17 protein-coding genes are annotated in these 15606 nt (G+C 32.5%); 16 read left to right on the forward strand and 1 reads right to left on the reverse strand.

Annotated features, from left to right (window positions below; genetic code table 11):
* The first annotated feature begins 4 nt into the window (after window positions 1-4).
* The 9 genes from mreD (at window position 5) to KQI85_RS10715 (ending at window position 8460) form a co-directional block, all read left to right on the forward strand.
* Complete coding sequence (mreD, locus tag KQI85_RS10675; RefSeq protein ID WP_216576072.1) at window positions 5-523, forward strand: rod shape-determining protein MreD; 519 nt, start codon at window positions 5-7, stop codon at window positions 521-523.
* Window positions 516-3329: a penicillin-binding transpeptidase domain-containing protein gene (locus tag KQI85_RS10680; protein WP_216576073.1), complete on the forward strand. Its 2814-nt coding sequence runs from the start codon at window positions 516-518 to the stop codon at window positions 3327-3329. Before mreD ends, KQI85_RS10680 begins: the two co-directional genes overlap by 8 nt.
* A gap of 18 nt (window positions 3330-3347) precedes the next feature.
* The gene (minC, locus tag KQI85_RS10685; RefSeq protein ID WP_216576074.1) at window positions 3348-4019 is read left to right on the forward strand and encodes a septum site-determining protein MinC; all 672 of its coding nucleotides are present in this window, start codon (window positions 3348-3350) and stop codon (window positions 4017-4019) included.
* Between the two features lie 144 nt (window positions 4020-4163).
* The gene (gene minD, locus KQI85_RS10690; protein ID WP_216576075.1) at window positions 4164-4958 is read left to right on the forward strand and encodes a septum site-determining protein MinD; all 795 of its coding nucleotides are present in this window, start codon (window positions 4164-4166) and stop codon (window positions 4956-4958) included.
* 15 nt (window positions 4959-4973) lie between these two features.
* Window positions 4974-5255 carry a cell division topological specificity factor MinE gene (gene minE / locus KQI85_RS10695; protein ID WP_216576076.1) on the forward strand — a complete coding sequence of 94 codons (282 nt, stop codon included), beginning with the start codon at window positions 4974-4976 and terminating at the stop codon, window positions 5253-5255.
* 170 nt (window positions 5256-5425) lie between these two features.
* Window positions 5426-6544 carry an FtsW/RodA/SpoVE family cell cycle protein gene (locus KQI85_RS10700; protein WP_216576077.1) on the forward strand — a complete coding sequence of 373 codons (1119 nt, stop codon included), beginning with the start codon at window positions 5426-5428 and terminating at the stop codon, window positions 6542-6544.
* A gap of 18 nt (window positions 6545-6562) precedes the next feature.
* Window positions 6563-6958: a methylglyoxal synthase gene (locus tag KQI85_RS10705; RefSeq protein ID WP_216576078.1), complete on the forward strand. Its 396-nt coding sequence runs from the start codon at window positions 6563-6565 to the stop codon at window positions 6956-6958.
* Between the two features lie 12 nt (window positions 6959-6970).
* Window positions 6971-7933: a D-alanyl-D-alanine carboxypeptidase family protein gene (locus KQI85_RS10710; protein ID WP_216576079.1), complete on the forward strand. Its 963-nt coding sequence runs from the start codon at window positions 6971-6973 to the stop codon at window positions 7931-7933.
* 107 nt (window positions 7934-8040) lie between these two features.
* Entirely contained in the window at window positions 8041-8460 is a 420-nt protein-coding gene (locus KQI85_RS10715; RefSeq protein WP_216576080.1) for a twitching motility protein PilT, read from the forward strand.
* A gap of 142 nt (window positions 8461-8602) precedes the next feature.
* Here KQI85_RS10715 and KQI85_RS10720 read toward each other — a convergent pair whose 3' ends face one another.
* Entirely contained in the window at window positions 8603-8818 is a 216-nt protein-coding gene (locus tag KQI85_RS10720; RefSeq protein WP_216576081.1) for a DUF378 domain-containing protein, read from the reverse strand.
* A gap of 256 nt (window positions 8819-9074) precedes the next feature.
* On the opposite strand from KQI85_RS10720, the gene KQI85_RS10725 reads away from it, so the two are divergent.
* From KQI85_RS10725 to KQI85_RS10755, 7 genes are all read left to right on the forward strand, one after another.
* A complete protein-coding gene (locus KQI85_RS10725; protein ID WP_216576082.1) occupies window positions 9075-10466 on the forward strand; it encodes an HlyD family efflux transporter periplasmic adaptor subunit in 1392 nt (463 codons plus the stop codon).
* 15 nt (window positions 10467-10481) lie between these two features.
* Window positions 10482-11174 (forward strand): YggS family pyridoxal phosphate-dependent enzyme, encoded by a 693-nt coding sequence (locus KQI85_RS10730; RefSeq protein WP_216576083.1) that lies wholly within the window; start codon window positions 10482-10484, stop codon window positions 11172-11174.
* A gap of 96 nt (window positions 11175-11270) precedes the next feature.
* A complete protein-coding gene (locus tag KQI85_RS10735) occupies window positions 11271-11813 on the forward strand; it encodes a cell division protein SepF (protein ID WP_216576084.1) in 543 nt (180 codons plus the stop codon).
* Between the two features lie 10 nt (window positions 11814-11823).
* On the forward strand, window positions 11824-12582 hold the full coding sequence (locus tag KQI85_RS10740; protein ID WP_216576085.1) for an RNA-binding protein: 759 nt from the start codon (window positions 11824-11826) through the stop codon (window positions 12580-12582).
* A 32-nt stretch (window positions 12583-12614) separates the two neighbouring features.
* Window positions 12615-13736 (forward strand): 3-dehydroquinate synthase, encoded by a 1122-nt coding sequence (gene aroB / locus KQI85_RS10745; RefSeq protein ID WP_216576086.1) that lies wholly within the window; start codon window positions 12615-12617, stop codon window positions 13734-13736.
* Window positions 13729-14256, forward strand: a complete 528-nt coding sequence (lspA, locus tag KQI85_RS10750) for a signal peptidase II (protein ID WP_216576087.1) — start codon at window positions 13729-13731, stop codon at window positions 14254-14256. The genes aroB and lspA overlap by 8 nt, the downstream gene beginning before the upstream one ends.
* Window positions 14257-14570: 314 nt before the next feature.
* Window positions 14571-15551 carry an RluA family pseudouridine synthase gene (locus tag KQI85_RS10755; protein WP_216576088.1) on the forward strand — a complete coding sequence of 327 codons (981 nt, stop codon included), beginning with the start codon at window positions 14571-14573 and terminating at the stop codon, window positions 15549-15551.
* Window positions 15552-15606 lie beyond the last annotated feature (55 nt).

Consider the following 15606-nt stretch of genomic DNA (forward strand, 5'->3'; position numbering starts at 1 on the left):
TAAAATGTTAAGATTATGCGTGGAAGCGTTATTTGTAATAGTTACATTTGTATTGCAGTCAACACTATTTCAGGCAATTTCACTAGCTAGTATTGCTCCTAATGCAATAATAATGCTTGTGTCTGTATATGGATTTATAAGAGGCAAGAAGTCGGGAATGTTCATAGGATTTTTCTCAGGACTTCTTGTTGATATATTCTATGGTGATATTATAGGTTTTTATGCATTGTTATATATGGTAGTCGGTTATCTTAATGGCTTTTTCCATGCACGTTATTACAAAGAAGAGATTTTTCTTCCAATGGGACTTGTTATAGGAAGTGATATATTATATGGAATAATGGTATATGTACTAAGATTCGCACTTAGAAACAGAAGCTCATTTGTATATAATTTTGTACATGTAATTATTCCGGAGACAATATATACACTTGTTATTACTATCATATTGTACAGAGTAATTCTAGTGATTAACAGAAAAGTTGAAGAAATAGAAAAAAGGAGTGCAAGTAAATTTGATTAAAGATTTTTTTGAAGCAGTTCTCAATGTATTAAAGTCAAGAATACTTGTAGTATCAATAGTATTTGTATTATTATTTGCAATTCTTATTAACAGGTTATATCAGTTACAGGTAGTAAGCGGCAGTGATTATTGGGAACAGTATATAGTAAGAATAAAGAGAGATACAACGATCGACAGCACACGAGGTAATATATATGATCGTAATGGTGTGTTGCTTGCATATAATGAATTGGCATTCTGTGTTGTAATAGAAGACAGTGGACATTATATATCAACAAAAGAAAAGAATAAAAAGCTCAATGATACAATATATAAGATGATAACAATAATTGAGCAAAATGGTGATAAGATGGACAACGATTATTCAATTGTTGTTAATGACAGTGGCAACTATGAATATGTTGTTAGTGATGATTCACTTCTCAGATTTTTAAGAGATGCGTATGGACATAGCAAAGTAAGTGAACTTAAAGCAGAAGAAAAGGTAGCAACACCAGATGATGTAATCGAGTATCTCTGTTCAGCTAAAGTATATGGAATAGATCAGACCAAATATAGCAAAGCAGATATATTAAAGATTATTACAATAAGAACAGCACTTTCAACTAATGCATATAAGAGATATGTTAAGACAACAGTTGCTACAGATGTATCAGACGAGACAGTAGCAGCGATATTAGAGAACTCTAATGATCTTATAGGTGTCTCAATAGAAGAAGACTATGTAAGACGATATAATCACAGTGTTGAAATGGCACATATTCTTGGATATACAGGTAAGATTAACCAGGAACAGTTAGACGAATTATCAATAAGTGATAGTTCTTATGATCTTAATGACGATGTTGGTAAATCAGGTATTGAAGAAAGCATGGAATTACAGCTTAATGGTAAAAAAGGCAGCGAAACAGTATATGTTGATAATGTAGGACGAGTATTAGAGACAGCAGACCGAGTAGAGCCGGAAGCTGGTAATGATGTATATCTGAGCATAGATGTCAATTTACAAAGTAAGATATATCATGCACTTGAACAGGAACTTGCCGATATTCTTGTGAGCAATATAACAACATCAGATACTGCAGTTATATCTTCAGGCTCATCGACAAAAGTGCAGATACCTATAAAAGATGTATACTATGCATTAATTAATAACAATGTTCTCTCAATGAGTAAGATTGCAGCCCCTGATGGAACAGATACAGAACAGAATGTATATGCAAAGTTCCTTGATAAGAGAGATACACAACTAGAGGTATTACGAGAAGAACTTACAGGCGAAGGGACAGCATATAAGAACCTATCAGAAGAGATGGAAGTATATATATATTATATATATAACATGCTTCTTGATAATAATGTTATAGTACGTTCAGAGATTGATGAAACAGATGAGACATATCAGGCATGGAATTCAGATGAATTAAGTCTGTCAGAGATACTCAAATACTATATATCAATGAACTGGGTTGATCTGTCAGCTGTTAATACAGATGTACAATATTCAAGCCTTGATGAGACATACAATATACTTGTAGATTATATAATTAATACAATAACAGATGATAGTGGCTTTGCCAAAAAGTTATATAAATTCCTTATTAAAGATGGTGCAGTAACAGGCAGAGAAGTATGTCTTATGTTATATGAGCAGGGAATACTAGATGATGCCGATGGAATGTATGAATCAATACAAAATGGTGCATCAACATATGATTTTATGATTAATAAGATATCATCACTTGAGATAACACCGGCACAGCTTGCACTTGATCCATGTTCAGGCTCGTGTGTTGTAACTAATTCTAATACAGGTGAAGTATTAGCAATGGTATCTTATCCAAGTTATGATAACAATGAGATGTCAGGTTCTATAGATGCCGCTTATTATAGTATGTTACTTAATGATGCATCAAAACCACTTCTTAATAGAGCAACAACTCAGACGCTTGCGCCTGGTTCAACTTATAAGATGATATCTTCTATCACAGGTCTTGAAGAAGGTGTAATTGGCCGTAATGAAGTAATCAACTGCGAAGGTATATTCAAGACAGTAACTCCATCGCCAAAATGTTGGATATATCCATCAGCACATGGCGCTACAGATGTTGAGAGAGCGATAGAAGTTTCATGTAACTACTTCTTCTATGAAGTAGGATATAGACTTAGCTTTAACTCTAATGGAGACTTTGATAACAACGTTGGTCTGGAAAAATTAAAGAAATATGCTACAATGTTTGGACTTGGTGAAAAGTCAGGCGTTGAAGTATATGAAACAGAACCAAAGATCTCTGACAATAATTCAATCTCATCAGCAATTGGTCAGGGCTCAAACAGCTATTCAGCAATTCAGCTTGCAAAATATGTAACAGCAATTGCAAATAGTGGAACTTGTTATAATCTTACTTTATTAGACAAAGTTGTTGATTCTTCAGGAAATGTAGTAATGGACTGCGCACCGGTAGTGTACAATCAGATACAGCTTAGTAATTCAACATGGACAGCAGTACATGAAGGAATGCGAAGAGTTATTACAGAGGCCTCAAAATCAACGTTCTCAGATTTACCAATAGCAGTAGCAGGTAAATCTGGTACTGCACAGCAGGAAGAAGACAGGGCGAACCATGCAACATTCGTTGCATATGCACCTTATGAGAACCCTGAGATTGGAATAAGTGTTCAGTTACCATACGCTTATTCATCATCTAATTCAGCACTGATGTGTAAAAAAATAGTTCAACTCTATTATGGAATTGAAGATAATGGAAGTACAACAATAAGTACAAGTAATTCAATTACAGATTAAATGTGAGAGGTGGATAAAATGGATAATTCTGTTATGATAAAAGGCGATAAATATGGAATTGTCCTGGTTATGGACAAGGACATGCCTTTTAGCGATTTGTTAGAGAAGATTGCAGAGAAGTTTTCAAGTGCCGCAAAGTTCTATGGAAATGCGACAATGGCAATATCATTTAAAGGCAGAAAACTTACTGTAGAAGAAGAAAAGCAGATTCTTGATACCATTGAGTCAAATACAAAACTCAATATTATTTGTGTAGTTGATACCGACGAGGAAAGGCAGGAGATGTTTAAAAAGGCTGTAGAAGCTAAATTGATGGCACAAAGTACCGGAACAGGTCAGTTTCATAAAGGAACTCTTCGTTCCGGACAGGTGTTAGAATCTGAGAGTAGTATTATAATACTTGGAGATGTTAATCCGGGTGCAAAGGTAATTGCAAAAGGGAATGTTATAGTACTTGGTTCACTAAAAGGAACAATATATGCAGGAATTAATGGCAATGAGAATGCATTTGTTGTGGCATTATATATGAATCCGGTACAGATAAGAATAGGTGATACGATTGCCCGCTCACCTGACGATGCCATATCAAAAAAGAATATGGATATGGAACCAAAGATAGCTTTTGTAGAAAGTGGAAATATTTATATTGAAAAACTTGATAAAGATGTCCTTAATGATATTCAGTTATAATCATTTCCGACGAAATATAAAAACAAATTTGGTTATTTTTGAATTTTTTATTGATTTTATGTAAAAAATTCATCATAATATTAACAAGTGATACATTGTATTATGTTAATCACTATGTAAGAAAAATGATTGGGAGGAAGTAGCATGAGCGAAGTAATAGTTATTACATCTGGTAAAGGTGGAGTTGGAAAGACAACTACAACAGCCAACGTTGGAACAGGGCTTGCAAAACTTAATAAGAAAGTTGTGTTAATTGACACAGATATAGGATTAAGAAATCTTGACGTAGTTATGGGACTTGAAAACAGAATAGTATACAATCTTGTTGATGTAGTTGAGGGGAACTGCAGAGTAAAACAGGCATTAATAAAAGACAAGAGATATCCTAATCTCTATCTTCTTCCATCAGCTCAGACAAGAGATAAAACAGCTGTTTCGCCCGAACAGATGAAAAAGCTTACAGATGAATTAAGAGAAGAATTTGATTACATACTTCTTGATTGCCCTGCGGGTATAGAACAGGGATTTAAGAATGCTATAGCAGGAGCTGATCGTGCATTGGTAATAACAACTCCTGAAGTATCTGCAATCAGAGACGCTGATAGAATAATTGGCCTTCTTGAAGCGAATGAACTTAAGAGATGTGATTTAATTGTCAATAGAATCAGAGTTGATATGGTAAAAAGAGGCGAGATGATGTCAATAGATGATGTTGTTGAGATATTATCAATCAACTTGATTGGTGCTGTGCCAGATGATGAGAATATAGTTATATCATCTAACCAGGGAGAGCCACTTGTTGGTTCCGATACCCAGGCTGGACAGGCATATATGAATATTTGCAAAAGAGTAATGGGAGAAGATGTTCCACTATTAAATCTTGGAGGAAAGGATTCTTTCTGGTCGAAATTATCTAGCATATTCAAAAAAGGCAATTAACAGGGGGAATTAATTATGAATCTTATGGATGCACTATTTAAAAAGAAAAGTTCTAGTGACGTTGCAAAGGACAGATTAAAGCTTGTACTTGTATCAGACAGAGCGAATTGTTCACCAGAGATTATGGAAATGATTAAAAATGATATAATACAGGTTATTTCAAAATACATGATTATCGATGCTGAAGGACTTGATATACAGATAACACAGTTAGAGACGGATGGCAATAATGGTAATGTTCCGGCACTTTATGCCAATATTCCGATAAAAGATTTAAAGAACGGAACAAAGAGATAATTTTTATTTCGCACAATCATTCTGCTTTTTAGCAGAGTGATTGTGCAATTTATAGTTATGCAAAATATTGTTAATGTTTTTTTGGATAAAAGTAATAGAAAAAGCGATGAAATTTTGTAGAATATTTAAGAAAAAAATTATGACAGATTAATATAGAAAAGGTGTATAATATGTTAAAAAAGTATAGTTTAAAGAGATATAACTTCAGATTGCTGATATTCGTTCTACTATTGGCATCAATAGGTGTTGTTGTAATTGGAAGTGCTACAGGACTTGCAACATATGAAAAGAAACAGGTTATGGGTATAGCTGTAGGATTGGTTGGAATGCTAATTATATCTTTAGTTGACTATAACTTAATCCTGAAATTTTACTGGGTGATATATTTAATTAATATAGTACTTCTTGTGCTTGTTAAGATACCTGGTGTAGGAAAAGAAGTAAATGGTGCTACAAGATGGATTGAGATTGTAGAAGATACAATATCAATTCAGCCATCAGAATTTGCAAAAGTATTTATTATATTGTTCCTTGCAAAACATCTAGGAGCGAATAAAGATAAGATTAATACATTCAAATTCCTTGCAATAACTGCTATATTGGTATTAATTCCACTTGGACTTATAGCAATAGAGCCAGACTTATCAACTACTATTCTTACAATAGGAATTATATTAATAATCTTATATGTATCAAAACTCAGTTATAAGATTATAGCAGGAGCATTGTTAGTATGCGTGCCGATTGCGGCAGGACTCATTATATATATACAACAGCCTAATCAAAAATTGTTAAAAGATTATCAGGTACAACGTATTATGGCATTCGTTGAACCGGACAAATATGATAATGGTAGATACCAGCAGGAATACTCACTTCTTGCAATTGGATCAGGACAGCTTAATGGTAAAGGCTTGTATAATGATGATGTATCTTCAGTTAAGAATGGTAACTTTATATCAGAGCCACAGACAGACTTTATATTTGCTGTTGTTGGAGAAGAATTAGGATTGATTGGAGGTTGTACAATTTTAATATTGTTAGTACTAATTGTACTTGAATGTATAATTACTGCTATTCGAGCCAATGATTTAACGGGAAGACTTATTGCTATAGGAATTGGAGCGATGATAACGCTTCAGACCTTTATTAATATCGGTGTTGCGACAAAATTATTGCCTAATACCGGAGTTCCACTTCCATTTGTAAGTTATGGACTAAGTTCATTACTCTCTATGTTTGGAAGTATGGGATTCATTATTAATATAGGATTACATGAAAGAAAATAACATTAGGAGGATATAGAGATGAATATTGGATTAATAGCTCATGATTCAAAGAAAAAGCTTATGCAGAATTTTTGTATTGCATATAGAGGTATTTTGAACAAAAATGAATTATATGCAACAGGAACAACAGGAAGACTTATAGAGGAGGTAACCAACTTAAATGTGCATAAATATCTTGCAGGACATTTAGGTGGAGGACAGCAGCTTGGTTCACAGATTGAGCATAATCAGATAGACCTTGTAATATTCTTAAGAGATCCTCTTACACCAAAGTCACACGAACCAGATGTTAATGATGTAGTAAGATTATGTGATATGCATAATATACCTCTTGCAACTAACGTAGCAACAGCAGAACTTCTTATAAGAGCATTAGATCGTGGTGATTTAGACTGGCGAGAGATGTATAAATAATAGGAGAACATAATGAAGAAATATATAATAGCAATACTTGGGTTATCAATATGTCTGTCAGCATGTGGTAATAGTACTGCTACAATGCAGGAGTATCAATTTATGAGTGTTGCCAAAGATTCCGAGCAGAGTTTTGGCAGCTTTGGTACGCTTGAACCGCTTGCTGGTGATGTGGCTATAGTTGGAGATGAGAGTGCATATATTGATGATAAATTGACATCAAAAAGTGGTCTTATTGTAGATGTAACAGACAGACAGGTAGTATTTTCAAAAAATGCAAACGAAAGAATATATCCTGCAAGTGTAACAAAGATTATGACAGCATATCTTGCGTTCAAATATTGTAATCTTGATGATATAGTAACAATAACAGACGATGCAATGGTTACAGAAGCCGGAAGTAAACTTTGCTACATAAAGCCGGGAGATAAGTTAACAGTAAGACAGCTGTTAAATGGAACACTTGTAACATCAGGCAATGATTGTGCGGCAGCACTTGCTGTACATATAAGTGGAAGTATTGATGAATTTGTAAAATTAATGAATAGTGAAGCTCATGCACTTGGGGCAGTAAATTCACATTTTGTTAATCCACATGGATTACATAATGATGATCATTATACTACGGCATACGATCTCTATCTTATATTCAATCAGCTGATTAAATATGAAGAAGCTAAGACGATTGTTAATACTACATCATATACAACAACCTATACACTTGCTGATGGAACATCAAAAGAAGCAACATGGACATCAACTAACAAATATCTTTCCGGAGAGTATACAATACCGGATGGAATAACAGTGATTGGTGGTAAGACAGGTTATACAGATCAGGCAGGATATAATCTTATATTGCTATCTAATGATGCAGCGGGTAAATCATATATCTCAATCGTAACAGGTAATTCGGATTACTATACTTTATATACTAATATGTCAACATTGCTGAGAAAAGTTACAAATAATTAAAAAAGCTTATGTAATTTTAACAAAATCTACCGAATAATAATATATATGTTTTATTGTATATGTTTTTTGTACGAAATTCTTATTATAAACTTAAGGAGGAGATTGCAATGATTCAGATTATCGCCGGAGAGAAAGGCAAAGGTAAGACAAAGCATCTAATTGACAGAGTTAATAAGGCAGTAGAGAGTAGTACAGGAAATGTTATTTTCCTGGATAAAAGCACCAGACATATGTATGAAGTAAGTAATAAAGTAAGACTTATTAATGTAACAGACTATCCATTTATAACTAATGAAGGATTTGTGGGATTCTTATATGGAATCCTATCACAGGATCATGATATTGAAGATGTATTTATAGACAGCTTTCTAAAAGTTGCAAATGTAGATGAAACTAATATAAGTCATACAATCGAAGAGATTAGTAATATCAGTAAGTTATATAATATCAATTTCACATTAAGTGTATCATTTAATGAAGAAAAGTTGCCAGATGATGTAAAAGAATATGTGGTAGTATCACTATAAGTTACTTTTACAGAATATAGCAAAATAGGAAATAATTCTTTAGAAGTTATTAATAAAAGAGTTTATTATCAAGAAAAATGGAAGTTTAGTTAGCATGATAAATACTAAACTTCCATTTTTTATAACATTTTTATAGTATGTTTTACTCAGAGTCGCCAAGACTTCGTACTCGTCCAATAAGGCTTATTGCATATAGTCCTGCAATACCGACAATACCATAGATTATTCTTTCAATGATACTTCCGGAACCAAATAGAAAATTTACAAGATTAAAATTAAAGAAACCAATTAGCCCCCAGTTAACAGCGCCAATAATTACAAAAATAAGCAAAATGTAATCAATAACTCGTGAATCCATAAAATCCTCCTTTCATTTATACTAGTATTATTAACTAAAATGAAAAAAATATTATAAAAAATAAAAAAAATACGATATAATATAAAATCCGTTGTTGTATGAGACGAGCAAAAATGGTACAATAGTCCTAGTACATCGTTTAAAAAATAACTAATAAGATGGAAAGGTTGTTTAGAAAACGATGTACTGGTACAACAGGAGATATAATGCGATATGTGTTGTACTAAATACATCACAGTGTAAGGAGGCGCAAAGTTTGGCTGGGAAGAAGAGAAAGAAGATTGTACCTTACAAAAAACCACGTAATATCAATATAGGTGTTGTGATGTTTGGGGTAGTATTCGTATACCTGTGTATCTGTGTGGTATCATATATCACTAAAGAGAGTATAAGTATATACGAAGTGGTACAAGGCTCACTTGATCAAGACAATATTTTTACAGGAATTGCGATTAGAGATGAGAAGATAGTTACAACTGATACAGCAGGTGTTGTAAGTTATTATGTTAGAGAAGGTACAAAAGCTGCAGTTGGTGATATAGTATACTCAGTTGATGAAACAGGACATTCTTCAGAACTCATTGATAACAGTAATGGAGAATATGATTTGACAAATGACAATCTGATTGACCTTAGAGATAGAATCTCAACATTCAAGTTAGGAATGAAGACAGATGGATTTGAAGATGTATATGATTTCAAATATGATATGTCTAATATAGTTCTTGATTATATGAATGAGAATCTTATGACCGCATTAAGCAAGAATCTTATTGATGAAAATGGTAATTCACTATATCATATTGTGAAGACACCAGACGCAGGTATAATATTATACTCGTATGATGGTAAGGAGAATCTTACAGCAGATAGTGTAACATCAGCAGATTTTAATACTGATAATTATGTCAAGACATCAATAAAGACTAATTCAACGCTTACAGCCAATTCGCCGGCATATAAGATAATCAGTAATGAAAACTGGAGTATTCTATTTGAACTTAATGAGAGTCAGAAAGATGCGCTTGCAAGTGATGATGTTGTAAAAATCAGATTCCTTAAGAATAATGTATCAGTTACATGTGGATTTTCAATAATTCAGAATGGAGATACATTTTTTGGAAAAGTTGATTTAAACAAATATATGATAAACTTTATTTCAGACAGATATGTTCAGATTGAAGTAAAGAAAGATCATAAAGAAGGGTTAAAAATTCCTGTTTCATCAGTAGTACAACAGGATTTTTATAAGATACCTAAAGAGTATGCAACTATGGGTGGCAACTCATCAGATATATCATTTATTAAGAATGAAGCGACTGATGATGGGCAGGCATTAGCTACACTTGTTACACCGGCAATATTCAAATCAGACGATACATATTATTATGTAAGCAAGAATGATTTTAATGCCGGAGATGTACTTAAGAAAGCTGATACCGGAGATACTTTTATAATTGGCGAGACACAGAGTATACAAGGTGTATTTTGTGTAAATAAAGGATATTCCATATTCAGACAGATAGAGATAATCGACTCAAATGATAAATATTATATAATATCAATAGATACACAATATGGAATTTCTCAATATGATCATATTGTACTTGATGGTACAAAAGTCAAACAGAATGAGGTTATATATTAGCAGGAAGGTGATACAGTGATAAAAGATAACCTGGATATAGCAAAGCATAATATTGAAGAAGCATGTAAAAGAGCAGGACGGGATACAAGTGAAGTCACACTTATTGCAGTAAGTAAGACAAAGCCTGTTTGTATGTTGCAAGAAGCTTATGATGCTGGTGTTAGAGAATTTGGTGAGAATAAAGTACAAGAGATAATGGACAAATATGATAAATTGCCAAGTGATATTCATTGGCACATGATTGGCCATCTACAGAGAAACAAAGTAAAATATATCATTGACAAAGTAGAGATGATACATTCTGTTGATTCATTAAGGCTTGCAGAGACGATAAGTTCAGAAGCTGTTAAGCATGGAGTTACAATGAAGATACTTATTGAAGTTAATGTAGCAGATGAAGAGACAAAATATGGCATATCTTTAGGCGAAGCTGCCGATATGGTAGATAAGATTATGAAGTTGCCAGGAATAATTGTAAAAGGTTTTATGACAGTAGCACCTAATTCTAAAAATTCTGAAGAAAACAGAAAATTTTTTAGAGATTTACATAAAATTGCTGTTGACATAAAAAATAAAAACATCGATAATAAAGGTATAGATGTTTTATCTATGGGGATGACAAATGATTACGAGATTGCTATTGAAGAAGGTTCGACAATGGTCAGGATTGGCACAGGGATATTTGGTGCAAGGAACTATAGCATATAGCTCGTTAAGTAGTCAGTTAATGTGTAGAGTAACAATGAGACTTTACCAAAAATATGAAGGGGTTATAATCCTCTTTAAAAAGATAGGAGAATGCATATGAGTAACGTATTTGACAAATTTTTAGGAGCAATGAAACTTGTTGACGATGACGGAGATGAGGAAGATTTCTTCGATGATGAAGATGAAGGTTTTGAAGACGAAAAGACAAGTAAAAAGAAAAATAAAGCTGCGTATGAAGATGATGATTACGAAGACGAAGAGGATACATACATACCTCCAAAAAAAGAAGAAAAGATTTTCCGTTCTTCCTCAAAGTCAAAATCTAACAAGGTTGTGCCTATTAGACAGGGAGGTAAGAACATGGAGGTTTGTGTTATAAAACCAACATCATTCGAAGACGCAAGAGAAATAACTGATACACTATTAAGCGGTCGTTCAGTTATTCTTAACCTTGAAGGACTTAATGTAGAGATAGCTCAGAGAATAATTGATTTTTCATCAGGATCATGCTATTCAATGAATGGTAATCTTCAAAAAGTTTCAAGTTACATATTCATTATAACACCTGAAACCGTTGAGATATCTGGTGATTTCCAGGAATTAATCGGCGGAAGTTTTGATGTAGCTGTATCAAAATAGGTGACAGAGCATGAATAAAGATGAGCAACTGATGGAAAAAAGGCTTATCGAATTGGCTAATATTGCATATAATAGAAATATACCTGTATATACAGATTTTTTAAATCTTAATGAACAAAATGTATATTATAATATAAGCAAGAACTTAATGCCACCTATAGGCGCAAAGCCTATGGGTGGTTATAATTTAGCTGAGAGAAAGATTATAGCTTTTTATCCTTATGAGATGGAAGAATATCTTGAATATCCATATACTGTGATATCAATAAGACCACTTAATAGTAGATTTGCTGAGGAATTAACACATAGAGATTTTCTTGGAGCAATAATGAATCTTGGAATTGAACGTTCAAAGATAGGCGATATTATAGTAAAAAAAGATATATGTTATGTACTATGCATAAAAAGCATAGCAACATATATTATGGATAATCTTGCAAGAATAAGAAACACAAGCATAATAACATCATTAGATGATGTAGAGGAGATAGATTACGAACCTGTATTTGAAGAGATAAAAGGTACTGTTGCAGCTTTAAGACTCGATTGTATACTTGCATTAGCATACAATTCATCAAGAAGCAAACTTACAAGTTATATAACAGAAGGAAAAGTCTTTGTTAATGGTAAGCTTATAACATCTAATGCTTATAATCTGAAAGATGGAGACATAATCTCAGTAAGAGGACTTGGTAAGTTCAAATACATGGAAGAGATCACAAAAACAAAGAAAAATAAACTATTAATAATAATTAACAGATATAAGTAATAGACAAAAATTAGTTTAGGGGAAGAAGAAGGATGACAAATAGAATAATAGTAAAGTATGAACAAAAACCATGCTATACAATAGCATTTGAGACGAGTTTTGACAAACTTATTGAAGAACTTGAAAAAATTTATAATTTAAGTGAGAAAAAAATATGTGTTGTAAGCGACACAAATGTATATAAACTGTATGGAGAAGAAGTAGTATCCATACTAAAGAGCAAAGCAAAAGTAGTTACAGACTTTGTATTTGAAGCAGGAGAGACATCGAAGAACCTTAATACAGTTAAAAAGTTATATGAAAAACTTATCTGTGATAAATTTGACAGAAAAGATGTACTAGTAGCACTTGGTGGTGGTGTAGTTGGAGATCTAACCGGATTTGCAGCTGCAACATACCTTAGAGGAATAGACTTTGTACAAGTACCAACAACATTACTATCACAGGTAGATTCAAGTATAGGTGGCAAGACAGGTGTTGATTTTGATTCATATAAGAACATGGTAGGTGCTTTTTACCAGCCAAAGCTTGTATATGCCAATATAAAGACTTTTGATACTCTCTCTTTGAGACAGTTTAAAAGTGGAATGGGTGAAGTAATTAAACATGCCTTTATAAAGAGAAAAGATCAGTTCGATTATCTTAAAGAGAATTCGGTAAAGATATTAGAAGAACATGATGGAGATATATTGACACAGATGGTATATGAGAGCTGTCTTGTAAAAAAAGAAGTAGTTGAGCGAGATCCAAAAGAAAAAGGCGAAAGAGCACTTCTTAATTTTGGACATACAGTAGGTCATGCAGTCGAAAAACTTGCAAACTTTGAACTGTATCATGGCGAATGTGTTATTATAGGCGTAATGGCTGCATTATATATATCATATAAACGTGGTAATATAACAATATCCGAGTTTAGAGATGCATATAGACTTATAACAGAGGACTACAAGTTCTCATTACAGATTCCTAATATCGACTCTAAAGAGGTACTTAATGTAACTAAAAGCGATAAAAAGATGGAGAATGGAAAGATCAAATTTATTCTTCTAAAAAGCATTGGAGAGGCTTATATTGACACAACAGTTACAGATGAAGAGATATTAGAATCAATCGATGTTATAAAGAAAAATGACTGGAGTTTTTTAAATGAATAAGATAAAAAGATGTATAATAGGAATACTCTCCATAATATTGCTTGTAGGATTTGATCAATATACCAAGTATCTTGCGATAATTAAGCTTAAGAATAAAAAACCATTTGTAATAATAGATGGTGTTTTGCAATTCAATTATCTTGAAAATCGTGGAGCAGCATGGGGAATTCTTAATGGTAAAAAAGTATTATTTGTAATTTCAACAACAATAATAGTAGCATTTTTGATTTACTTTTTCGTAAAACTTCCAACAAAGAGAAGATATAATCCGTTAAAAGTAATGACAGTAATTCTGATTGCCGGTGCAATAGGCAATCTGATTGACAGAATCAGACTTGATTATGTTGTTGATTTTATATATTTTAATCTGATCAATTTTCCAATATTTAATATTGCAGATTGTTATGTTACTATATCGCTAATAGCACTTATAATAGCATATTCATTTGTATATACGGATGATGATTTTGATTTTGTAAAGAAGAAAAAGAAAAATCCATATAAGTTGCCTAAGATGTAAGTAGCAATATAGAAACATGAGATAGATTAATAAAAATATACATTAATACGAAGAATATAATTATAGAATATATGTAGTAGACTCCCTAATATAATTGTCAGGGAGTCTACTATTTACTTAAGGACGATGATTACAAATTGTATATATGCCTATAAAAGCATAAGTAGGAATAAAAGTATAACTATAGTTGAAAAAGTATATGTAAGAATAAGAGTATAGCTATAGTTGAAAAAGTATATGTAAGAATAAAAGTATGCCGATATTGAAGACACTTATGTATGATTAAGTGTATAATTATGATTGGAGAATATAATATGAGTAATGAGAATATAGAAGAACAGAAGAATAGCATTATATCAGATATAGACAATGATAATGTTGAATATTTTGAATATACTATAGATTCGCAGGAAGAGACAGGAATAAGAATAGATAAATTTGTTGCTGAAAAATTAGATGATGTGTCACGTTCATTTATCCAGAATCTTATAAAAGATGAGAATGTTCTTGTAAATGGCAGTAATATCAAGGCAAGTTATAAGACAGCTTTAAATGATCAGATTACAGTAATCTTGCCAGAAGCAGAACCGCTTGAGATAATAGCAGAGAATATACCACTAGATATTCTATATGAAGACGAAGATCTTATAGTAGTTAATAAACCAAAAGGAATGGTAGTTCATCCGGCTGCAGGGCATTATACAGGCACACTTGTTAATGCAATTATGTATCATTGCAAGGATAATCTGTCAGGAATTAATGGAGTATTACGACCGGGAATAGTACACAGAATAGATATGGATACAACAGGAGCACTTGTAATATGTAAGAATGATTTTACACACAGACATCTTGCCGAACAGTTAAAAGTTCATTCTATTACCCGCAAATATGTTGCAATATGCTATAACCGTATCAAAGAAGAAGAAGGTACAGTTGATGCACCAATCGGAAGATGTGAGACTATGCGTAAAAAGATGGCAGTTAATTATAAGAATGGTAAAAATGCAGTTACACATTACAAAGTATTGCAGAATTTTGACAAGTATTCATATATTGAATGTCAGCTTGAAACAGGTCGTACTCATCAGATAAGAGTGCATATGGCAAGTATTGGACATCCACTTCTTGGTGATTCATTATATACTAATGCTAAGTGTCCATATAGACTGACAGGACAGACACTTCATGCTAGAGTACTTGGATTCATACATCCAAGAACAGGCGAATATATGGAATTTGAAGCACCACTGCCAAAATATTTTGAAGAACTTTTGGAAAAATTGAAAAAATAAAATTAAAGACTAAAAACTCGATTAAATAATTGCCTAAAGCAAAATCAAGAAATAG

Source organism: Falcatimonas sp. MSJ-15, assembly GCF_018918265.1.
Taxonomy (GTDB): domain Bacteria; phylum Bacillota; class Clostridia; order Lachnospirales; family Lachnospiraceae; genus Falcatimonas.